Annotated in this window: 17 protein-coding genes and 1 pseudogene; 12 read left to right on the top strand and 6 right to left on the bottom strand. The window is 72.0% G+C overall.

Features of this window, described 5'->3' with window-relative positions; translation table 11 throughout:
* Nucleotides 1-238: 238 nt before the first annotated feature.
* Nucleotides 239-568: pseudogene (locus QIY60_RS00875) on the bottom strand (hypothetical protein); the annotation flags it as partial.
* Nucleotides 569-663: 95 nt separating this feature from the next.
* Complete coding sequence (locus QIY60_RS00870) at nucleotides 664-1,128, bottom strand: ATP-binding protein (protein ID WP_283140622.1); 465 nt, start codon at nucleotides 1,126-1,128, stop codon at nucleotides 664-666.
* 184 nt (nucleotides 1,129-1,312) lie between these two features.
* Here QIY60_RS00870 and QIY60_RS00865 point away from each other — a divergent pair, with 184 nt between their 5' ends.
* Together QIY60_RS00865 and QIY60_RS00860 are read left to right on the top strand one after the other, a co-directional pair.
* Nucleotides 1,313-2,173, top strand: coding sequence for a helix-turn-helix transcriptional regulator (locus QIY60_RS00865; RefSeq protein WP_283140621.1), 861 nt, complete (start codon nucleotides 1,313-1,315; stop codon nucleotides 2,171-2,173).
* Nucleotides 2,174-2,410: a DUF397 domain-containing protein gene (locus tag QIY60_RS00860; RefSeq protein WP_067166531.1), complete on the top strand. Its 237-nt coding sequence runs from the start codon at nucleotides 2,174-2,176 to the stop codon at nucleotides 2,408-2,410.
* 66 nt (nucleotides 2,411-2,476) lie between these two features.
* On the opposite strand, the gene QIY60_RS00855 is transcribed toward QIY60_RS00860, so the two are convergent.
* Nucleotides 2,477-4,285, bottom strand: coding sequence for an FAD-dependent oxidoreductase (locus QIY60_RS00855; protein WP_283140620.1), 1,809 nt, complete (start codon nucleotides 4,283-4,285; stop codon nucleotides 2,477-2,479).
* A gap of 166 nt (nucleotides 4,286-4,451) precedes the next feature.
* Between QIY60_RS00855 and QIY60_RS00850 the strand changes: the two genes are divergently transcribed.
* Complete coding sequence (locus QIY60_RS00850) at nucleotides 4,452-4,868, top strand: YchJ family metal-binding protein (RefSeq protein ID WP_283140619.1); 417 nt, start codon at nucleotides 4,452-4,454, stop codon at nucleotides 4,866-4,868.
* A gap of 66 nt (nucleotides 4,869-4,934) precedes the next feature.
* Nucleotides 4,935-6,767: an O-aminophenol oxidase PhsA gene (gene phsA, locus QIY60_RS00845; protein ID WP_283140618.1), complete on the top strand. Its 1,833-nt coding sequence runs from the start codon at nucleotides 4,935-4,937 to the stop codon at nucleotides 6,765-6,767.
* 32 nt (nucleotides 6,768-6,799) lie between these two features.
* On the opposite strand, the gene QIY60_RS00840 is transcribed toward phsA, so the two are convergent.
* Entirely contained in the window at nucleotides 6,800-8,878 is a 2,079-nt protein-coding gene (locus QIY60_RS00840; RefSeq protein ID WP_283140617.1) for an MDR family MFS transporter, read from the bottom strand.
* Between the two features lie 224 nt (nucleotides 8,879-9,102).
* Nucleotides 9,103-10,098, bottom strand: a complete 996-nt coding sequence (locus QIY60_RS00835; RefSeq protein ID WP_283140616.1) for an urea transporter — start codon at nucleotides 10,096-10,098, stop codon at nucleotides 9,103-9,105.
* Nucleotides 10,099-10,336: 238 nt separating this feature from the next.
* Here QIY60_RS00835 and QIY60_RS00830 point away from each other — a divergent pair, with 238 nt between their 5' ends.
* Complete coding sequence (locus QIY60_RS00830; RefSeq protein WP_283140615.1) at nucleotides 10,337-12,244, top strand: long-chain fatty acid--CoA ligase; 1,908 nt, start codon at nucleotides 10,337-10,339, stop codon at nucleotides 12,242-12,244.
* Here the strand turns inward: QIY60_RS00830 and QIY60_RS00825 are convergent.
* On the bottom strand, nucleotides 12,180-13,463 hold the full coding sequence (locus QIY60_RS00825; RefSeq protein WP_283140614.1) for a helix-turn-helix domain-containing protein: 1,284 nt from the start codon (nucleotides 13,461-13,463) through the stop codon (nucleotides 12,180-12,182). The genes QIY60_RS00830 and QIY60_RS00825 overlap by 65 nt on opposite strands.
* Nucleotides 13,464-14,187: 724 nt before the next feature.
* Between QIY60_RS00825 and QIY60_RS00820 the strand changes: the two genes are divergently transcribed.
* From QIY60_RS00820 to QIY60_RS00790, 7 genes are all read left to right on the top strand, one after another.
* Entirely contained in the window at nucleotides 14,188-15,657 is a 1,470-nt protein-coding gene (locus QIY60_RS00820; RefSeq protein WP_283140613.1) for a DUF6801 domain-containing protein, read from the top strand.
* A 14-nt stretch (nucleotides 15,658-15,671) separates the two neighbouring features.
* A complete protein-coding gene (locus tag QIY60_RS00815; RefSeq protein WP_283140612.1) occupies nucleotides 15,672-16,721 on the top strand; it encodes an ATP-binding cassette domain-containing protein in 1,050 nt (349 codons plus the stop codon).
* The gene (locus tag QIY60_RS00810; protein ID WP_283140611.1) at nucleotides 16,718-17,539 is read left to right on the top strand and encodes an ABC transporter permease; all 822 of its coding nucleotides are present in this window, start codon (nucleotides 16,718-16,720) and stop codon (nucleotides 17,537-17,539) included. Before QIY60_RS00815 ends, QIY60_RS00810 begins: the two co-directional genes overlap by 4 nt.
* A gap of 73 nt (nucleotides 17,540-17,612) precedes the next feature.
* Nucleotides 17,613-18,410: an ABC transporter permease gene (locus QIY60_RS00805; RefSeq protein ID WP_283145775.1), complete on the top strand. Its 798-nt coding sequence runs from the start codon at nucleotides 17,613-17,615 to the stop codon at nucleotides 18,408-18,410.
* Nucleotides 18,407-19,723, top strand: coding sequence for an MCE family protein (locus QIY60_RS00800; protein ID WP_283140610.1), 1,317 nt, complete (start codon nucleotides 18,407-18,409; stop codon nucleotides 19,721-19,723). The genes QIY60_RS00805 and QIY60_RS00800 overlap by 4 nt, the downstream gene beginning before the upstream one ends.
* Nucleotides 19,720-20,754 (top strand): MCE family protein, encoded by a 1,035-nt coding sequence (locus QIY60_RS00795; RefSeq protein WP_283140609.1) that lies wholly within the window; start codon nucleotides 19,720-19,722, stop codon nucleotides 20,752-20,754. Before QIY60_RS00800 ends, QIY60_RS00795 begins: the two co-directional genes overlap by 4 nt.
* Nucleotides 20,751-21,809, top strand: coding sequence for an MCE family protein (locus tag QIY60_RS00790; RefSeq protein WP_283140608.1), 1,059 nt, complete (start codon nucleotides 20,751-20,753; stop codon nucleotides 21,807-21,809). The genes QIY60_RS00795 and QIY60_RS00790 overlap by 4 nt, the downstream gene beginning before the upstream one ends.
* Nucleotides 21,810-21,813: the final 4 nt, after the last annotated feature.

Raw genomic sequence — 21,813 nt, 5'->3', positions numbered from 1 at the left:
CCGGTTGGCCTCAGCACGGGGTGCCCCTTTCGGTGCTGGTGAGCGGGGGTCTGGCGCGTCCAGCTGCAAGGCGGAGGAGGGCGTCGACGCGATGGGGGTCCCCCCTGCTCGAACGGAGTTGAGAGCTTGGGGGAGTCGGCAACCGACGACAACGCCGCTGGGGGTCCCCCCTGGCCCTTTAGGCCTTGGGGGAGGGCGTGCCAACCCCCGCGTGCCGACCGGACCCACCGGACAGGCCCTAGGTCCATGCCGGTGCCGTTCCAGTCAGCTGGCATACCACCAGGTACAGCGGGATGGGCGGGGTGTACGGGCCGGTGCCCTCGGGGCAGTGGATCATCCGCCGTCCCGGGTTCTCCGGAACGCGGGCGTCCGGGGCGTAGCGGGCCGGGTGCGGCCAGGCCAGGTCGTGGTCCGAGTCCGCCGGGACGATCCACCACCAGCAGTCGGCGTCGGCGAAGACACAGCCCGAGCGGGGCAGCCGGGACAGCACCCGGAAGCCGTAGGACGCGGGCACCGCGACCGCGTCGCAGCCCAGAGACGCCGGGAGCGCCGGCGGCAGCACCAGTCTGCCGCCGGTCGCTCCGGCGCCCCCTTGCGAGCCGGGCCCCCGAGGCCCCCCAGCCTCATCCCGGCCGCCTCTGGACAGAAGTGTGCGTGGGCCCCTCAGCATGCGGGGACCGCCCCGAGCCGGGCCCAGACGATCCGGCCGGTGCCGTGCGGCACGTCGTGGGCGCCCCAGGCGACGCTCAGCGCGTCGACGAGCAGCAGCCCGCGGCCGCCCTCCTCGCCGTCGGCCGCGTCGCACAGCGCGGGCCCGCCCGTGCCGTACCCCTGGTCCTTGACGGCGACCGTCAAGTGCCCGGTGGAGAAGGAGAGTTCGCAGGACACCCGGGTGCCCGCGGTGTGCACGACGGCGTTGGTGACGAGCTCGGAGATCACCAGTGCGGCCGCGTCGCCGAGCTCCTCGCACAGCCCCCACCGGACGGTGACCTCGGCGGTGTGGCGGCGGGCGGCGGCCGCGGACTCCGGTCGGGCGGACAGGTCGAACGCGTACCGGCGGACGTCGGCGACGGACACCGTGGAGGCCGCGCCTATGAGCTGCGGGACGAGCGCATTAACAGGGGCCACGACCGGGTCCTCACAGTGGGGAAGCGGTGTCGCACGCGACAGCCGCAGGTGCGGGCGTTCACCGACCTACCTTCCACCCATCCGTGACACTTGGCAAGGGGCACTCTGAAAATTGCAGAGTGCTGTGTTCTGGGCTGAGGTGGCATGGCACACTGCTCGGCAACAGGGTTAGGGGAGGTCTGACGTGAGTGAACCCCGGTCCGCCCCGACCGTGGGGCAGGTCGTGCTGGGCAAACGCCTGCAGGACCTGCGCGAGCGGGCCGGCCTCAAGCGCGAAGAGGCGGCGAAGGTGCTCCGCGTCGCTCCCGCCACGATCCGCCGCATGGAGACGGCCGAGGTCGCGCTGAAGATCCCGTACGTACAGCTGCTGCTCAAGGCGTACGGCATCGGGGACGAGGAGACGGACCGTTTCATCGAGCTCGCGGAGGAGGCCAACAAGCCGGGGTGGTGGCAGCGCTTCCACGACATCCTGCCCGACTGGTTCAGCATGTACGTCAGCCTGGAGGGGGCGGCCTCGCTCATCCGGACGTACGAGCCGCACTTCGTTCCCGGACTGCTGCAGACCGAGGAGTACGCGCGCTCGGTGATGGTCAGCGGCGCGCTCGGGCAGACCAGGGCCGCCGACATCGAGCGGCACGTGGCGCTGCGCATGGAGCGCCAGTCGCTGCTCACCCGGGCCGACGCACCGCGGTTCTGGGTGATCATGGACGAGACCGTGCTGCGCCGCCCGGTGGGCGGCCCCGAGGTCATGCGCGGCCAGCTCGACCGGCTCCTGGAGGCGGCCGAGCTGCCCCATGTGACGATCCAGCTGGCGGAGTTCGCGACGGGGCACCACCCGGGGACGTACGGCCCGTTCGTCCTGTTCAGATTTGCCGTGCCGGAACTCCCGGACATGGTCTACAGCGAGTACCTGACCGGCGCGGTCTATCTCGACGCGCGTCCCGAGGTCGACACCCACCTCGAAGTCATGGATCGCATGGCGGCCCAGGCCGCGACTGCACGACGCACGAAGGAGATCCTGGCGGATCTCCGCGAGGAGCTGTGAATGGATCACATATACAACGGCATGCCAGCCCGCGAGCTCGGGACCGAGGGCTGGCACAAGCCGTGGAGCGGTGGCAACGGCGGCAACTGCGTCGAGGCCATGAAGCTGGCCGACGGCCGGGTCGCGGTGCGCCAGTCGGCCGACCCGGAGGGCCCCGCTCTGATCTACACCAGCAACGAGATCGCCGCGTTCATCCTCGGCGCCAAGTCGGGCCAGGCCGACTTCCTGCTGACGTGATCCTGACGGCCGCCGCCCGGCACCCCTCGACGGGGGTGCCGGGCGGCGGCCGTGTCATGTGCTCGCTCAGCCCACGTCGAAGGCGTTGGGCAGGCCGAGCCGGTAGCGCAACCGGTCGTCGGCCTTGAGCAGTGCCAGCTCGGGCGGGCTGTAGAGGGGCGTGATCGTGCAGCGCGGGGCCGTCGAACCGACCCGGTCCAGCAGGGCGTTGGCGGCGAGCCGCCCCGAGGTGTTGGCGCCCTCCATCGTCGCCAGGTCGATGGGGACGGCCACGTAGTCGCCCGCCAGATAGAAGTTGGGGATCTTCGTGCCCGCCGAGGGGCGGTTGTGGAACGTGCCGGTCGGGTGGATGAGCAGCTCGTCCTCGTTGCGCGGGCTCGGCGTGCCGATGCCGGAGACGCCCGGGTCGAGGAACCAGGAGTGCACCTTGCCGTCGCTCAGGACCGTCTTGCCGGTGTCGTTGAGCGCCGCCTTGAGCTGCGCCCAGACCTCGCGCGACACCTCCTCGCGGGTGCACTGCTTCGCCGTCTTCCCGTACAGGATGCCGGGCTTGTCCCACTCGGAGATGTCCACCGAGAGGCAGTCCACGACGGTGCCGTCGCCGAAGTCGGCCGCGAAGTCGTGGTGCGCCCAGTGCTCGGCCTGGGCGATCGCGGTGAGCGACCAGGGCGAGTCGATGCAGTTGAGATGGCCGTGCACGATGTCCGGGCGGGCCGTCAGATAGAACTGGATGCCGGTCATCCAGTCGGTCCTGAGCTTGTCGCAGCGCGCCAGCTGGGGGTCGGCCGCGCGCATCGCCGCGTTCCAGGTGAGCCGTGCGTGCTCGACCGGAAGCGCCGAGACGTAGTGGTCGGCGGTGACCGTCTGCTGTGCGCCCGCCGGGTCCTCGACCACGGCCGCCGTCACCCTGGCGCCGTCGTACGAGAACGAGCGCAGGGTCCAGCCGATCTTGAACTCCACGCCCAGGGTGCGCAGATGGGCCACCCACGGGTCGATCCACGCCTCGTTGGTGGGGGTGTTGAGGATGCGGTCGGGCGGGCCGTCGGCGCCCCGGCCGAGCGCGTTCATCACGAACGCCTCGCCCAGCGTGCCGACCGTGCGGGTGCTCGCCTCCTCGGCCTTGGTCGCCACGATGTTGCGGGTGATGCCGACGGCGAGGACGCGCTGGTACTCGTTGGACATCTGGGCGGCCCGGGTGAAGGTCCACCAAGGGGTGCTCTCCCACTGACCGTTGCGGCGCTCCTCGCAGCTGGTGAGGAAGACGAGGCAGCGGTCCACGAAGTACGCGAGCTCGCGCGTGGGCAGCCGCTGGAACATCCCCAGGATCCCGGTGATCGCCCGCCGCAGATCGTCGAGGGTGAGCGGCTGGGGCGTCCCCGACCACGGGATCGGCGCCCGCAGGTCCTCCAGGCCGGTGCGGGCGAACATCATCTCCCTGGGCGCGACCAGGTTGTCCCAGACGCCGTGCGGGTTGCCCGGGAAGGGGATCCGCCGCATCGTGTCCGGCAGGTTGTGGTAGATCCCGGGGATGAACCGGAAGCCGTGCTCGGCCGGGAGCGGGCCGCGCCCGCCGCGGGCGCTGTCCGGCACGTCCATGCTGCGGGCCTTGCCGCCGAGCGCCCGGCGCTCGTAGAGCGTGACGCGGAAGCCGCGTTCGGCCAGCTCGTGGGCGGCGGTCAGGCCGGCGACCCCGCCGCCGAGCACGACCACCGACTGCCCGGCCGCCGGGGCGGCCCCCGGGCGGGCCGCGGCCGCGGCGGGTGCCGCCGCTTCGAGCCCCAGGGCGGTCGCCGCGCCCGCCACCGCCGTCCCCGCGACGAACGTGCGTCTCGTACTGCCCGCAGTGGTGCCCGAAGTGCTGCCCGTACGCTCCATGGTGCCCCCTATTACCGGTGGTAACGGTCACGTCGGCGGATGAGCATACGGATGTGGCGGTCAGGCCGGAAGGGGCATTCGCGCCCAGTGTTCCGCGTGCGCACGGCAGTTGCGGCTGATACCGACCGTGCCGTGCGCAGCCGAGGGGATGTGGTCAGATAGGGGCATGGCTCGACGCACCCCCCGACCCGCCCGCCCCCAGGCCCCCGAGGACTGCCCCTGCGGGCTGCCCGCGCCGTACGCCGAGTGCTGCGGCCGCTACCACGCCGGGCAGGCGGCGCCCACCGCCGAGGCCCTGATGCGCTCCCGCTTCAGCGCCTTCGCGGTGCACGACGAGCCGTATCTGCTGCGCACCTGGCACCCCGACCACCGGCCCGCCGGGGTCGACTTCGACCCGGGGATGTGCTGGACCCGCCTGGAGGTCCTGGACACCAAGGACGGCAGCGCCTTCCACACCACCGGCGAGGTCACCTTCCGCGCCCACTACACCGAAGGCGGCGGCGAGGGCTCGCTGTACGAGCGGAGCCGTTTCGTCCGGTACGAGGGTGCCTGGGTGTATCTGGACGCGGTCTTCACGGAGTGAACCGGATCGGGGATTTATACGTCCTCTCTCATGAACGGTCGTTACTGTCCGGATCAGGGGGAAAAGATGTCCGACACCGCCGGGGACGAACTCGTCCCGTACACCGACCGGTTACCGATTCCCGCAGTGCTGCGGCCCGCCAAGGCCGATGTGCGCCGTGAGACCGAGATCGCCGTCCGTCCCACCTGGGTGAGGCTGCACAGCCAGCTGCCGCCCACCTTGATGTGGGGCTACAACGGCACCGTGCCCGGCCCCACCATCGAGGTGCGGCGCGGCGAGCGGGTGCGGATCGCCTGGACCAACCGGGTGCCGCGCGGCAGCGAGTACCCGGTCACCGCCGTCGAGGTGCCGCGCCGCCCGCTGGGCACCCCGCCCGCCACCACCGAGGCCGGGCGCGGGGGCGTCGAGCCCAACGCGGACGTGGCCGCGCTGCCCGCCTGGACCGTCACGCATCTGCACGGCGCCCAGACCGGCGGCGGCAACGACGGCTGGGCCGACAACGCGGTGGCCCAGGGCGACGCCCAGCTCTCCGAGTACCCGAACGACCACCAGGCCGTGCAGTGGTGGTACCACGACCACGCCATGAACATCACCCGGTTCAACGTGTACGCCGGGCTCGTCGGCACGTATCTGGTGCGCGACGACGAGGAGGACGCGCTGCGGCTGCCGCGCGGGGAGCGGGAGATGCCGCTGATCCTCGCCGACCGCAACCTCGACACCGACGAGGACGGGCGCCTCAACGGGCGGCTGCTGCACAAGACGTTCGTCATCGACCCGAAGAACGCCGAGACGGGCCGGCCGGTCTCGGCCCCCTTCACCGGCCCGTTCACCACGGTCAACGGAGTCATCTGGCCCTACCTCGACACCGACGCGGCCTGGTACCGCTTCCGGCTCGTCAACGCCTCCAACGCGCGGATCTACGACCTGGTGCTCCTCGACGAGGAGGACAACCCGGTGCCCGGCGTGCTCCACCAGATCGGCAGCGACGGCGGACTGCTGCCCGCCCCGGTGACGGTCGATTTCGACGCGGCGCTGCCGACGCTGACCGTGGCGCCCGCCGAGCGCATGGACCTGCTCGTCGACTTCCGGGAGCTCGCGGGCCGCAGCCTGCGCCTGGTCGACAAGGGCGCGGGCAAGCCCGCCGGGGTGCCCGACCCGGTGAACGACGTGCGCTATCCGCAGGTGATGGAGTTCCGGGTGCGCGAGTGCCCCGAGCCCGACGCCTTCGTCCTGCCGCAGGTGCTCTCCGGCTCCTTCCGGCGGTACGAGCACGGGCAGGTGCACCACGGCCACCGGCTGATCGTGCTCACCCCGCCCGGCACCGTCGGGGGCGGCGGCCACCCGGAGATCTGGGAGATGGCCGAGGTCACCGAAGGCCCGACCGGGCCGGCGGACGGGGTGATCCAGGTCCAGGGCGCCGACGGCAAGGTGAAGACGTACCGGCGGATCTCCCGCACCTTCAACGACGGGCTCGGGTTCACCGTCGCCGAGGGCACTTTCGAGCAGTGGAGCTTCCTGAACCTCGGCGGCCCGGTCCACCCGATGCACATCCACCTCGCCGACTTCCAGCTGATGGGCCGGGACGCGTACACCGTGGACGGCTTCGACGCGAAGCTGGGCGGCACCCGCAAGCCGGTGGCCTACGACGCGAGCCGGCCCATCCCGGTCGCGCCCAACGAGCGCGGGCTCAAGGACGTCTTCCGGGTCCCGGCGGGGCAGCTGGTGCGGGTGCTCGGCCGCTTCGACGGCGCGTACGGGCGGTTCATGTACCACTGCCATCTGCTGGAGCACGAAGACATGGGCATGATGCGGCCGTACGTGGTGGCGCCGCCGGAGGCGCTCAAGTTCGACCACGCCGGGCACGGCGGCCACGACGGCCACGGGGGACATACGGGCTGAGGCACGGGGGCTCCTCGGGTCGCGGGGTGCGGTCAGGACCTGGCCGCACCCACCGTCGTACGGTCGGCCGGGGGCAGGCCGTTGGCCAGGTCCTCGGCGAGCAGCCGCTTGGCGATGGCGTCGGCGGCGGCCCGCAGCTCGGCGCTGCGCGGCCGGCCCCGGTCTCGCTCCAGCTGCTCGTTGAGCCAGTCCGACCAGGACGCGCTGATCGCGTCGACCTCGCGCCGGCCGCCCTCGGTGAGCGAGAAGTAGGTGCCCTCGCGGGTCAGGAACCCTTCGTCGACCATCCGTTGGAAGACCGGCACCAGCACCTCCGGCGGCACGTGGCGGCGGGCCGCGATCAGACCGAGGCTCGCGTGCCCGACCGTCCTGGTGAACAGCTCCACCTGCATCACCGCCCACGCGCCCGCCATGTCGAGCCGGGAGTCGGAGCGGGTCACGATGTGGCGCGCGGTGTCGATGCCCGTACTGCGGACGATCTTGCCGACCGACAGCTCCAGGAGCTTCTGCGAGTCGCCGGTCGACGGCTGCGCGAAGCCCTCGCCCATGTCGGTGGAGGCGGAGCGGGCGGTGTCGCGCAGCTCGACCTGCTTGAGGAGGAGCGCCACCAGGAACCCGACGACCGCCACCGGCACGGTCCACAGGAAGACGGTGTGCAGCGAGTCCGCGTACGCCTGGACGATCGGCTCGGCCGTCGCAGTGGGCAGCGACTTGAGGCCCTCGGGGGACTGCGCGGCCTTGGCGAGCGCCGCCGGGTCGGCCCCGCCCGCCTTCGCCGCGGCCGCGATCCCGTCCGTCAGGTTCGGCTTGAGGGTGTTGGCGTAGATGGTGCCGAAGACCGCGGTGCCGAACGAGCTGCCCAGCGTACGGAAGAAGGTCACGCCCGATGTCGCGGTGCCGAGGTCGGCGTAGTCGACGGTGTTCTGCACGGCGATCGTCAGCACCTGCATGCACAGTCCGATGCCGAGGCCGAGGACGAACATGTACAGCGACTCCAGCCAGGCGCCGCTGTCCGGGCCCATCAGCGACAGCAGATAGAGCCCCACGCCCATCACCAGGGCGCCCACGATGGGGAAGATGCGGTACTGGCCGGTCTTGCTGACCACGTTGCCGCTGAAGACCGAGGCGATCAGCAGCCCGACCACCATCGGCAGGGTGCGCACGCCCGAGACGGTCGCCGAGTCGCCGTCGACGTACTGCAGGTAGGTCGGCAGGAACGTCATCGCGCCCAGCATCGCGAAGCCGACGATGAAGCTGAGGACCGAGCAGACCGTGAAGACGGGGTTGCGGAACAGCCGCATCGGCAGCATCGGCTCGACGGCCCGGGTCTCGGCCCAGCAGAACAGGGCCAGTGCCGCCAGCCCGCCCGCGAAGAGCGCGAGGATGGTGGGCGAGGACCAGGCGTACTCGTTGCCGCCCCAGCTCGTCGCCAGGATCAGGGCGCTCGCCCCGGCCGCGATCAGGCCGATGCCGAGGTAGTCGATCACCGGTTTGGCGACCGACCGGATCGAGGGGATGGTGCGGGCGGCGGCGATGACCACCAGGACCGCGATGGGCACGTTCACGTAGAACGCCCAGCGCCAGCTCAGATGGTCGGTGAACAGCCCGCCGAGCAGCGGCCCGATGACCGTCGCGACGCCGAACACCGCGCCGATCGCGCCCTGGTACTTGCCGCGCTCGCGCAGCGGGATGACATCCGCGATCAGCGCCATCGCGGTGACCATCAGACCGCCCGCGCCGATGCCCTGGAGCGCCCGCCAGGCGATGAGCAGCGACATGTTGGTCGCCAGGCCGCACAGGAACGAGCCGGTGATGAAGACGACCGCCGAGACCTGGAAGACCACCTTGCGGCCGAAGAGGTCGCCGAACTTGCCGACCAGCGCGGTCGCGACGGTCTCCGCGAGCAGGTACGAGGTGACCACCCAGGACATGTGGGCGGCGCCGCCGAGGTCCGAGACGATCGTCGGCAGCGCGGTGCCCACGATCGTCTGGTCCAGCGCGGCCAGCAGCATCCCGAGCATGATCGTGCCGAAGACGATGTTGCGCTGGCGGACGTCCAGCACGGGCGGCGCGGTGGGTGCCGCGGGTGCGGTGTCGCTGGCTGTGGTCACACTGGCACCCTCACACCGCCGCAGGTGGGGCGCATGCCCTGTAGGCCGTGCGGGTGAGCCCGGGGGCGCTAGGGCCTGTCGTCACATTCCCGTCTGCCCGGCGACGCCTGGCACGCTCCCCCAAGCTCTTCGAGCAGGGGGGACCCCCAGAGCACGCACCAGACGCCGCCGGGCCGCCCTTCGGGCGACGACGGGAATGTGACGACAGGCCCTAGCGCGGCGGGTCAGCCGGGCAGTGCCGCGCGGCTCGCGTCCGGCTCGGCGGGCACCGGCGCGCCCGTGCGCCGCAGCCTCGGCAGCGCCGGGACCGACGCCAGGAAGACCAGGGTGGTCAGGACGAACGGCCAGGTGAACGGGCGGCCCCCGGCCGGGGCGAGGAGCGCGCTCAGCGCCGGGCCCAGGACGGTCGCGGCCGCCGCCCCCACCACCGCGAAGCCGAGGCTCCACCGGTCGGCGGCGAGCAGCACCCCGCACAGCGCCATCGCCACCAGCACCGCGTTGTACCCCGTCGTCCCGTCCGCGATCCGCTCCGCCGGTGCGCCCAGAGCCCAGGCCGTGAGGATTCCGACGGCGCTGCCCGCGCAGGCCATCGCACCCGCCAGCCGGTCGGCCGCGAAGATCCCGGCGAGGAAGATCAGCCCTACGTACCACTGCGGCACCAGGAAGATCTGGGCGACGTTGGCGAAGAAGCCGTGCACCACGTCGCGCAGGCCCAGGGCGACCGGCCCCTCGGCGGCGCGGGCGAGCGCGGCCGGTCCTTCGCCCTGGTGCCACACCTTGCTGAAGCCCGGCGCCGCGATCGTCATGGCGCTCGCCGTCAGGCAGAAGGGGAGCGTCAGGGTCGGCAGCCCCCAGGTGCGCAGCACGGTGGCGGTGGCCCCGGCGACCACGGTGACCACCGCGCAGCCGCCCGCCGCGAGCAGCGCGGTGGACAGGTGCCCGGCTCCCAGGACCACCGCGAAGCCCACGGCGACCAGACAGGCGTTGAACCCTTCGAGCCCGGCCGCGACCCGCCCCCGCTCCACACCGAGGAGCTGGGCGGTGCCGGTGCCCACGGCCGTGCCGAGCAGCCCGTACAGGCCGTAGTGCCAGCCCGCCACGAACAGCCCGACGGAGAAGACCGCGCCGGTCACGGCGCTCGGCACGAAGTCGACCTGTGCCTGCCCCCGCAGGACGTGGACGGCGAACCGCCCCCACCGCGCGGCGCGCGAGTGCCCCACCTGAATCCCTCCCGTCCGACGGGCTCCCGACGGCCCAGGGCACTGTAAGGGGCGCGGGCCAGGCCGGGGCAAGAGGTGCGCTCTGGTCGGAACCTCCCACAATCGTCCGTCCGGCTCGGCGGATCCGGTGGGATTGATTTCTCGTTACGCGACGGTAAGTTGACCAGTCAGTCATTTCTCGTACCACCGGTAAGTGCTCCGTACCACTCCGCCCCGAGCCGAGCAGAGGAGTCGTTGCATGGGCGTACGGAAGGATCTGAGGACGGCCGTGCGGCGCGGAGGTCTCACCGGGCGGGCCTGGGTGGAACTCGTGCGCGAGGGTGGTGAGGTGCGCGAGGCGCGGGTCGCTCCGCTCGCCGCCGGGCCCGGGCCGGGCAGCGTCGCCGACATCCCGTTCGCGAACGCCGCAGAGGCGCCGGACGCGGTGGTGCTGCGCCGCAAGCGCGGTGGGCGCTGGCAGCCGGTCACCGCGGCCGCCTTCGCCCGTGAAGTCGCCGACACCGCCAAGGGGCTGGTCGCTTCCGGGCTCGAACCCGGCGGGCGCGTCGCGCTGATGTCGCGCACCCGCTACGAGTGGGCCGTCCTCGACTTCGCGATCTGGGCGGCGGGCGGGGTGAGCGTCCCCGTCTACGCCACCTCCTCGGCCGAGCAGATCGACTGGATCCTCGCGGACTCCGGCGCCCGGATGCTGATCGCGGAGAGCGGGGCCGAGGTGCGGACGGCCGGGGCGGCCGCCGATGGCCGCCGGGTGTTCGTCATCGAAGACGGCGCTCTGGCCCAACTCGCCGTCAGCGGGCGGGAGACGAGCGACGAGGAGCTCCACAGACGGCGCGCCGCGCTCGGCCCCGACACCGTCGCCACCCTCTGCTACACCTCCGGCACCACCGGAAAGCCGAAGGGGTGCGTGCTCACCCACGGCAACCTGTACGCCGAGGCCACCAACACCGTCGAGCTGATGCACCCCGTCTTCCGGGAAGTCAGCAAGCAAACCGCCTCCACCTTGCTCTTCCTGCCGCTCGCCCACATCCTCGGCCGCACCCTCCAGCTCGCCTGCATGCTGGCGCGCATCGAGCTCGGCCACTGGCCCAGCCTCAAACCCGACGAACTCCGCCCCGAATTACGGGAGTTCAGGCCCACCTTCGTCGTCGGTGTCCCGTACCTCTTCGAGAAGATCCACGACACCGGGCGGGCCACCGCCGAGCGGATCGGCCGCGGCGCCTCCTTCGACCGCGCCGACCGGATCGCCGTGCGCTACGGCGAGGCGGCACTGAACCACTTCCTCGGCAAGGGAAAGGGGCCCGGCCCCGCACTCCGCCTCGGCCATGCGCTCTACGACCTGCTGGTCTACCGGCGCGTGCGCAAGGAGCTCGGCGGGCGGCTGCGGTACGCGCTCTGCGGCGGCTCGCCCCTCGACCCCGAGCTGAACCTCTTCTTCTACGCCGCCGGCATCCTCGTCTTCGAGGGCTACGGGCTCACCGAGACCTCCGCGGCCGCCGCCCTCACCCCGCCGCTCGGCCCGCGCCCCGGCACGGTCGGCCGGCCGGTGCCCGGCACCTCGGTCCGCATCGCCGACGACGGCGAGGTCCTGGTGAAGGGGCCGATCGTCTTCGGCGGCTACTGGAACAACCCCGAGGCCACCGACGGTGTCCTGGCCGACGGCTGGTTCGCGACCGGTGACCTCGGGCGGCTCGACGACGACGGCTATCTGACCATCACCGGCCGCAAGAAGGACATCCTGGTCACCTCCGGCGGCAAGAACGTCTCGCCCGGCGTCCTGGAGGACCGGCTGCGCAGCCGTCCGCCGGTCGGCCAGTGCATCGTCGTGGGCGACAACCGCTCGTACGTCGCCGCGCTGGTCACGCTCGACCCCGAGGCGCTCCAGCACTGGCTGGCGGTGCGCGGGCGGCCCACGGACACCCCCGTCGAGGAGTTGGTCGACGACCGGGAGCTCGTCGCGGACGTCCAGAAGGCCGTGGACCACGCCAACGAGGCGGTCTCCCAGGCCGAGTCGATCCGCCGGTTCCGGCTGGTGGCGGGCGAGTTCACCGAGGAGAACGGACTGCTCACCCCGTCCCTGAAGGTCAAGCGGCGGGCGGTGGCCGCCGCGTACGCCCACGAGATCGAGGAGCTGTACGGGCCGAGGTGACCGAGGAGGCGGGCAGCGCATCGGCCCGCTCGCGCAGATGCATCGCGCGCAGCACGACCTCGGTGGCGAAGCGGTGCTCGGGGTCGGCCAGCCGGCGCCCGAAGGCCGCGTCGAGGTTGCGCATCCGGTAGCGGACGGTCTGCGGGTGGATGTGCAGCACCTCGCCGATCTGGGCGGCGGTGCCACGGGTGGCGAGCCACGCCCGCAACGTCTCGATCAGGCGCTCCCGGCGGGTCGCCGTGTGGCCCTGGAGCGGGGCCAGTTCACGGGCCGCGAGCAGTTCCAGGAGCGCCGGGTCCGACATGAGCAGCAGGGTGACCAGGTGGTCCGCGCTGTGGACGACGGGCGCCTCGGTGATGATCCCGGACAGCGCGAGGCCGAGCGCCTGGCGGGCCCAGCGCAGCGAGTCGGCCGCCCCGGCCAGGGACACCGTGGGCCCGGCCGCCGCGCGCGCCCCGCCGAGCGCCTGGGCGAGGGCCGTGCGGCGCTCCGCGTCCAGGGCGCCCGGCACCAGCAGATACGGCTGCGGGTCCCCGAGGTCCATCAGCACGTCGCCCCGCAGCGCGGTGCGCGCCGGGTGGGCGCCGGCACTCAGCGCGACCAGGGTCAGTTCTTCCGGGAGCTGCCAGCCCGCCCGTTCGGCCAGCTCGACGAGGGTGGCCCGGGGCGTGCCGCTGCCCGACGCGATCAGCCGCAGGATCTTTCTTCGTAACTCGTCCTGGTTGTCCTCGGCCGACGACCTGGCCTCCAGATAGCCCTCGCTGGCCAGCCCCTCCAACTGGTCCATGTACGCGAACAGGGTGTCCGCGAACGACAGCATGAAGACGGGGGAGAGGTTGTAGCGCTTGCCCACCTTCTTGGTGTGGCGCAGCGCGACCCGGGCGCCGACGCGGAAGGTGCCGCGCAGGGTGTCCAGACTGCGGCCGTGGGCGGCGGCGAACCGGCCGAACGTACGGATCATCTCGTCCCGCAGCGGCGAGGGCACCGAGGGCCGCACCACCTGGTCCACGAAGATGGTCAGGCTCTGCTCGATCGCCGAGTGCACGAACCGGCCGTGCGGGCCCGCGAAGACGTCCGCGAACTCCGGGTACGCGCGGATGACCTCGGCCTTGATCTCGTCGAGCAGCGGCGGGAGCTCGGGCCACATGATGGTGGCGAGCTCCCGGGGGATCGGTCCCAGCTGCTCCGAGGAGGCCGATGCGTGGAGGGCGTTCGGCATGCGCTGTCCCTTTCACTGGCCGGGACGTACGGCTCGACGTTCGGCTCGGGTGGGCGACGCACCGTGGGCCTGCTGCGGGGCCGACGTCAACTCACAACGTCTGCAACATAGACCAGCCCGCGCCCGAAGGCACCAGTGCGTACGGAGGAAATGTGTGTCCCGCGACGGGTTCTCGTACCGGCCGGACACAAAGATGCTCGCCCCGGCGCGGAAGCGGCAATGGGATTGCCCGAACATGAGCGAAAACGTTGACCTGTGTACGAATTTCCGGGGTGGGGTTGGCCAACGCGCAATAACATGTGTGCGCGTGGCGGCCGGGCGGCCGGCGGCCGGATTCGGCCGTCGGGTATTGCACGGCCCGATTCCCCGCGCGTAGCGTCCTCGGTGCCCCGGGGTCGACGGCTCTCGCCGCCCCTCACGGCGGGCCGCCGCCCGCACCCCGGCGGCGCGGCCCACGCCCCAGGGCTGCGGATCCCGGCGGGGCCCCGCGATCCGTCCCCCCGGATCGCGGGGCCCCGCTCTGCGTGTGCCCGGGATGTGTGCCGCCGTTGATAAGGCGACCGCCCGGAATTGTGGCGCCGGTGACAAATAACCACCGGCGGGCGAGGAGATCGGAGATTCGCGCGGAAGCGGTATTGCGGCACTGGGTTACCCGTACGTAACGTCACGGCGACATCGGCCGTTCCCGGCGCCCGTAGAACCGCTATTCCACAGGAGCAGAGCCATGGGCGGTGCATTCGACCGGCGTGGTGCCGCTATCGCCGCTGCGCTCGGCGTGATCGCGCTTCTCCTCGGCCTTGTTCCGGCGTCGGGGACAATTGCGCGGGACCGCGAGACGGGCGTTCAGGCCATTTACGACTGCGCGGCGGGCTCGGTACACCGGGCCGTCACCGTCGGTTTCACCGGCGTCTATCCGACGGGAGGCCGCCCCGGACAGCCGCTGCGGGCCGAGCGGTTCGCCGTACGCCCCGAACTGACCCCGGACGCGGTCACCGCGCTCCTGCCCCCGGGCACCACCGAGGTCTCCGGCACCGCCCGCCTCGCCGTCGAGGTCGCCCAGAACGGGGCGTCGGCCCGCGCCGACTGGGCAGGGCTCACCGCGCCCGCCGACACGGGGGCCGATGGGCTGCGGCCCGTGTTCACGGGGGAGGTCCCGGCGATCACGCTGGGCTCCTCGGGTGAAGTGACGCTCACGGCGGGGGAGTTGACGCTGATGCTCCAGGCGGCACCGGCTCCTCCGTCGGGACCGGCTACGGCTCCGGCCTCGGGAACATCGGCGTCGCCTGGTGCGTCGGGCGCGGCCCAACCGCCCACCCCTGCAGCCCCGTTGGAGCTGCGCTGCCTCCCCGCGGCAGCCCCCGGCCCGCGGCTCGCCGCCTGGACGGTGACCGAGCCCTCGGCCCCGAGCACTGCCCCCGCCTCCCCGGCCCCCTCCACGCCCGCGGACAGCCGGACGCGCCGGCCCGCGATCCAGGTCGGACCCGGCCCGCTCGCCCCCGCGCCCGTCTGCCCGGCGGACCCGCCCGCCGGGGAGCTCGACCCGAGCAGGCTGCCCAAGCCCCCGCCGGGCGCGGTCGAGGGCCGCCTGGGCGCCTCGCTCTGCGTGGTGGCCGTCGGCTACGTCACCGTCCACAAGCTCGGCGGCGCGATGGTCGTCAACGATCCGCACGACAGCCCCGGCCCGATGTACCTGAACCTCGGCAAGCGCACGGTCAGCGCCCCCGATTACGACGAGTCGGACTCGGTGGGGCTGCTGCGCTTCCCCGACGCCCCGTCCACGTTCCTCACCTTCGGCTTCCAGCCCATCAGCGCGAAGGTGAGCTTCGAGCCGGAGCCGGTCACCGTCGTCAACATCCGGCGCGGCGAGACGTTCACCACCACCATCGCCTACCGGCAGTACCTGCGCATCCACGACGTACGAGTCAACGGCGTGCCCATGGACGTCGGGCCGCGCTGCCGTACCGCGCGGCCGTTCGACACGGTGCTGAGCGGTGCGTACAACTTCCTGACCGGCGGGATCCTCGACGGGGAGATCGCCATCCCGCCGTTCGCCGGCTGCGGCAGCCGGGGCGAGGACCTGTCGCCGCTGTTCACCGCCGCCGTCTCCGGCCCGGGCAACGCCGTCCGGATCCGGCAGGGGCAGCTCGCGGGGGCCGGCAGCGCCCCGCCCGTCCCCGAACTGCCCCCACGCTGAGGAGCCGCGAAGCCATGGGAATCGACGTGGTCGTCGAGGGGCTGACCAAGACCTTCGGACGGCAGACCATCTGGCAGGACGTCACGCTCACCCTGCCCGCGGGCGAGATCAGCGTGATGCTCGGCCCCTCCGGCACCGGCAAGACCGTGTTCCTGAAGGCGATCGTCGGACTGCTCCGGCCGGACCGGGGCCGGGTCCTCGTCGACGGCGTCGACATGGCCAACAGCCGCGAGAGGGACATCTACGAGGCCCGCAAGCTCTTCGGGCTGCTCTTCCAGGACGGGGCGCTGTTCGGCTCGATGAGCCTCTTCGACAACATCGCCTTCCCGCTGCGCGAGCACACCCGCAAGAAGGAGTCGGAGATCCGCCGGATCGTCATGGAGCGCATGGAGGTGGTGGGCCTGGCGGGCGCCGAGCGGAAGCTGCCCGGCGAGATCTCCGGCGGGATGCGCAAACGGGCCGGTCTCGCGCGGGCGCTCGTCCTCGACCCGCAGATCATCCTCTGCGACGAGCCGGACTCCGGCCTCGACCCGGTGCGCACCTCGTACCTCTCCCAACTGCTCATCGACATCAACACCCAGCTCGACGCGACCATGCTGATCGTCACCCACAACATCGACATCGCGACCACAGTCCCGGACAACATGGGGATGCTGTTCCGCCGCGAGCTGGTCGCCTTCGGGCCCCGCGAGGTGCTGCTGACCAGCGAGGAGCCGGTCGTCGAGCAGTTCCTCAACGGGCGCCGGGCCGGGCCCATCGGCATGTCGGAGGAGAAGGACCGGGCGACCATCGCCGAGGAGGCCTCGCACGGCCTCGTCGTCGGCCCGCCCACCCGGCGCACCCTCGCCCCGCAGCTGAAACCCACCCCCGGCCTGCCGGTCCGCCGCGCGGTGCAGCGACGCCGCGCCCGGGTGCGCGAGCTGCTCGACGAGCTGCCGCCCGCCGCCCGCGCGGCCGTGGAGGCGGATCTGCGGGACGCGGCGGAAGCTCTTACCCCGAACGGCGCCGACACGCTCGTACGGACCAGACCCCTGCACACCTATGAGGGCGGGGGTCCGGCATGAGCGCGCCCTCCGAGTCGGCCCCCGAGAGGGCCGTCGGGGCGCGGCCGCCGCTGCGCGTCCTCAACCCCCTGCGCGAGACGGGCAGGCTGTTCGCCCTTGGCTGGACGGTCGTACGGCTCACTTTCCGGCGGCCGTTCCAGGTGCGGGAGTTCGTCGAGCAGTTCTGGTTCATCGCCAGTGTCACCATCCTGCCCGCGATGCTGGTGACGATCCCGTTCGGCGCGGTCATCGCCCTCCAAGTGGGCTCCCTCATCCAGCAGTTCGGCGCCCAGTCCTTCACCGGCGGCGCGAGCGTGCTCGTGCTCGTCCAGCAGGCCAGCCCGCTCATCGTGTCGCTGCTGATCTCGGGGGTCGCGGGCTCGGCGATCTGCGCGGACCTCGGCGCCCGGACGATCCGCGAGGAGCTGGAGGCCATGGAGGTCATGGGCGTCTCGCCGGTGCAACGGCTCGTCGTGCCCAGGGTCCTCGCGGTCATGTCGGTCGGGCTGCTGCTCAACGGACTGGTCTCGGTGGTCGGGACGCTCGGCGGCTACTTCTTCGCCGTGATCGTGCAGCACGGCACCCCCGGCGCGTACCTCGCCAGCTTCTCCGCCCTCGCCCAGCTCTCCGACCTGCTGATCGGCGAACTCAAGGCGGTGCTCTTCGGGTTCATCGCCGGAGTGGTCGCCGCCCACCGGGGCCTGAACCCCAAGGGCGGGCCGAAGGGGGTGGGGGACGCGGTGAACCAGTCCGTCGTCTTCACCTTCCTGATCCTGTTCTTCGTCAACATGGTGCTCACCGCCCTCTACCTCCAGCTCGTCCCGGCGAAGGGGCTGTGACATGGCGCTCCTGGACCGGGCCCGCGGCCGCACCGCTGAGGACACCGACACAGGAACACGCGAGCCGAGCCGGCTGTTCGCCTGGCTGGACCGCCCCGGCGACGAGCTCCTGTTCTATCTGCGCGCCCTGCTCTGGATCCCGCGCGCGGTCCGCCGCTACCCCAAGGAGGTCCAGCGCATCCTCGCCGAGGTCTCCTTCGGCAGCGGCGGGCTGAGCGTCATCGGCGGCACGGTCGGCGTGATGATCGGCATCACCGTCTTCACCGGAACCGTCGTCGGCCTCCAGGGGTACGCGGCGCTCAGCCAGATCGGCACCGACGCCTTCACCGGCTTCGTCTCCGCGTACTTCAACACCCGCGAGATCGCCCCGCTGGTCGCCGCGCTCTCCCTCTCCACCACGGTGGGCGCGGGCTTCACCGCCCAGCTCGGCGCGATGCGCATCAACGAGGAGATCGACGCCCTGGAGAGCATGGGCGTGCGCTCGATGCCGTATCTCGTCTCGACGCGGATCGTGGCGGGCGCGGTGGCGATCGTCCCGCTGTACGGGATCGGGCTGCTCGGCTCGTTCCTGGCGTCCCGGATGGTCACGGTGCTCTTCAACAACCAGTCCACCGGCACCTACGACCACTACTTCCACCTCTTCCTCGCCCCCACCGACGTCCTGCTCTCCTTCCTCAAGGTGCTGGTCTTCAGCGTGCTGGTGATCATGGCGCACTGCTATTACGGCTACCGCGCCACCGGCGGACCGGCGGGCGTCGGCGTGGCCGTGGGCCGGTCGGTGCGGACGGCGATCGTGCTGATCAGCGTCACGGACTTCTTCCTCAGCCTGGCGCTGTGGGGCGCCACGACCACGGTCAAGGTGGCAGGATGAGCGCGCCCGTGCGGGAGAGGCCGACGAGGGTCCGGGCGAAGGCGCGCCCGGCGGACACCGTGCTCGCGCGCCGCCGCAGGCTGGCCGGGCTGGTGTATCTGCTGCTGCCGATCCCGCTGGTCTGGCTGTCGCTCGCCTTCTACCACCACGACTTCGAGTCCACCGCCCGGGTGGTCGTGGAGGCCGGATCGGTCGGCAACGAGATGCGCCCGCAGGCCGACGTGAAGCTGCGGGGCGTGGTGATCGGGCGCGTCGAGAAGATCGACACGGACGGCGAGACCGCCCGGCTCACCCTCGCCATGCAGCCGGGCCAACTGCGCCGGGTGCCCTCCGACGTATCGGCCCAACTGCTGCCCACCACGCTCTTCGGCCAGCGGTACGTGGCGCTCGTGCCGCCCGCACGGCCCTCCGCGCGGCCGCTGGCGCCCGGCAGCGTCATCCCGAAGGACCGCAGCCGCAAGGCCGTCGAACTGGAGACGGCGCTCAACCACCTGCTTCCGCTGCTCACCGCCGTACAGCCGCAGAAGCTCTCCGCGACCCTCACGGCCGTCTCGGACGCGCTGCGCGGACGCGGCGACAAGATCGGCGCCTCGCTGGCCCAACTCGACGCGTATCTGGGCAAGTTCAACCCCCAGCTGCCCGTCCTCAACCGGGACATCAAGGAGTTCGTGCGGGTGAGCGAGGGGTACGCGCAGGCGGCGCCCGACATCGTCGACGCGCTCTACGACGCGACCACCACCAGCGCCACGCTCGCCGCCGAGCAGCACCGACTGGCGACGGTGTACGCGTCGGTGACCACCTCGTCCCGGGACCTCACCACCTGGATCCGGCAGAACCGGGCCAACCTCATCCGGGTCACGGCCGCGAGCCGCCCCTCCCTCCAGATCTTCGGCCGGTACGCCCCGGCCTTCCCCTGCACCCTGAAGACCCTGGCCGACTTCGTCCCCGCGATGGACCGCGCCCTCGGCAAGGGCACCGACGAGCCGGGGCTGCACGTCGACGTGACGGTGGTCCGGGACCGGGGCGCCTACCGGCCGGGCCACGACGCCCCGCGCTACACCGCCACCGGCGGCCCGGCCTGCTACCCGGTCCCCTACGGCGGCGGCCCGGCGTCCGGGCGGGCCCCGACGAGTGCTGCCCCGGCGCTCGCCACGGTCGGCGGCGGGCTCGGCGTGGCCAACTCGCCGCAGGAGAACACCCTGGTGAACGAGGTGCTCGCGGCCGGGGACCGGCGGACGCCCGACGCGCTGCCCGACTGGTCGAGCGTGCTCGCCGGGCCGGTGCTGCGCGGCGCGGAGGTGAGGCTGAAGTGAACCGGGCCCCCCTCACCGGACCGCTCCTCAAGTCGGCGGTCTTCGTCCTGGTCACCGTGCTGGCCACCACCGTGCTCGCGCTGAGCATCAGCAACACGGGCCTGGGCGACAAGGACACGTACAAGGCGTGGTTCACCGACGCCACCGGGCTCACCGAGGGCGACTCGATCCGGATCGCGGGCGTCAAGGTCGGCCAGGTCGAGTCGGTCGACATCGTCCAACGGCGGTACGCGGAGGTGAAGTTCTCGGTGCAGCGGGGCCGGGTCCTGCCCGCCTCCAGCACCGCCTCGATCAAATACCTCAACATGGTCGGCCAGCGGTACGTCGCCCTGGAGCGCGGCACCGGCCCGCTGGGGCAGCCGCCGATGCGGCCGGGCGGGACCATTCCGCTGCGCCGCACCTCGCCCGCGCTCGACCTCACCCAGTTGTTCAACGGCTTCCAGCCGCTCTTCCAGGGGCTCTCCCCGGCCGAGACCAACAAGCTGGCCGGGTCCGTCGTCCAGGTCCTCCAGGGCGAGGGGCCCACCGTGGAGAGCCTGGTCACCACCATCGGGTCGGTCACCAGCACGCTCGCCGCCAAGGACACGGTGATCGGGTCGGTCGTCGACGGCCTCAACACCGTGCTGCGGACGGTCAACACCCGCGAGACCCGGCTGACCGGTCTGATCGACACCCTCGACGAGCTGGTGGCGGGCCTCTCCGGCGACCGCAAACCCATCGGGCAGGCGATCAGCTCCCTGTCGGCGCTGACCACCAGCACGGCGGGACTGCTCGACGAGGGCCGGGCGCCGCTGCGCGCCGGCATCGACCAGCTCGGGCGGGTCTCCGCCAACCTCGCGGACGGCGGGCCGCTGCTCGAACAGTTCCTGCGGCGCACCCCCGCCAAGATGCAGACCCTCACCCGCCTTGCTTCGTACGGGAGTTGGCTCAACCTGTACCTCTGCGAGGCGAGGGTGACGGGGGTGGCCACCGACGACGGCAGTCCGCCCCCCACCGGCATCGCGATCAAGGACCAGAGGTGCCGCCGATGACACGCTTACGCATCCGGCGCGTCCGCAGGCAGGCGCGCAGACCGCTCGCCGAGCGGCACCCCGTGGCGATCGCCGTCGTCGGTCTGCTCTCCATGACCCTGATCGGGCTGCTCGTCTACAACGTCAAGGCGCTGCCGTTCGTCGGCGGCGGGACCCGCTACACCGCCGACTTCAAGGAGTCGGCCGGGCTCCACCCCGGCGACGAGGTCCGCATCGCGGGCGTGAAGGTCGGCGAGGTGAACGCGGTCGGGCTCGACGGGCCCAAGGTGAAGGTGGCCTTCACCGTGAAGGACGCCTGGGTCGGCGACGCCAGTACGGTCGGCATCGCCATCAGGACGCTCCTAGGCTCCAAGTACCTGGCGGTCGACCCGCGCGGCACCGCCGCCCAGAACCCGCACCGGCGCATCCCGATCACCCGCACGACCTCCCCGTACGACGTTCTCGACGCGCTCAACGGACTCGGCGAGACCGTCGGCGAGCTCGACACGCGGTCGCTCGCCAAGAGCTTCGAGACGCTCTCGGCCACCTTCAGGAACACCCCGCCGGGCGTGCACAAGGCCGTCACCGGACTGGCCGACCTGTCGCTGACCATCGCGAGCCGCGACGAGCAGATCACCCGGCTGCTCAAGGGCACCGACCAGGTCACCAGGACGCTGGACGGCAAGAAGGACCGGGTGCGCAGCCTCCTCGCCAACGGCGGTCAGCTCCTCGCCGAGGTCGGCTACCGCAGGGACGCCATCCACGGGCTGCTCGCCGGCGCGCGGAACCTGAGCACCCAGCTCAGCGGGGTCGTCGCGGACAACCGGGCCAGGCTCGGGCCCGCGCTGGACTCGCTCGACCGCGTCACGGCGGTCCTCGCCAGGAACAAGGCGGGCCTCGACAGGATCCTGGCCCAGGCGGGCCCGTACTACCGCCTGGTCGGCAACACCCTGGGCAACGGCCACTGGATGGACAGCTATCTGTGCGGCCTCGTCCCCAAGACGTATCTGCCCCCGGGCAGCCCGCCGTCGAACGGCTGCATGCCCCCGAAACCAGGGAAGGGGAGCCGGAGTTGAGGCC

The sequence above is a fragment of the Streptomyces sp. BPTC-684 genome (assembly GCF_030028635.1).
GTDB lineage: Bacteria > Actinomycetota > Actinomycetes > Streptomycetales > Streptomycetaceae > Streptomyces > Streptomyces noboritoensis.
The sequence above is the reverse complement of the archived record's forward strand: the minus strand, read 5'-3'. Positions and strand labels throughout refer to the sequence as shown.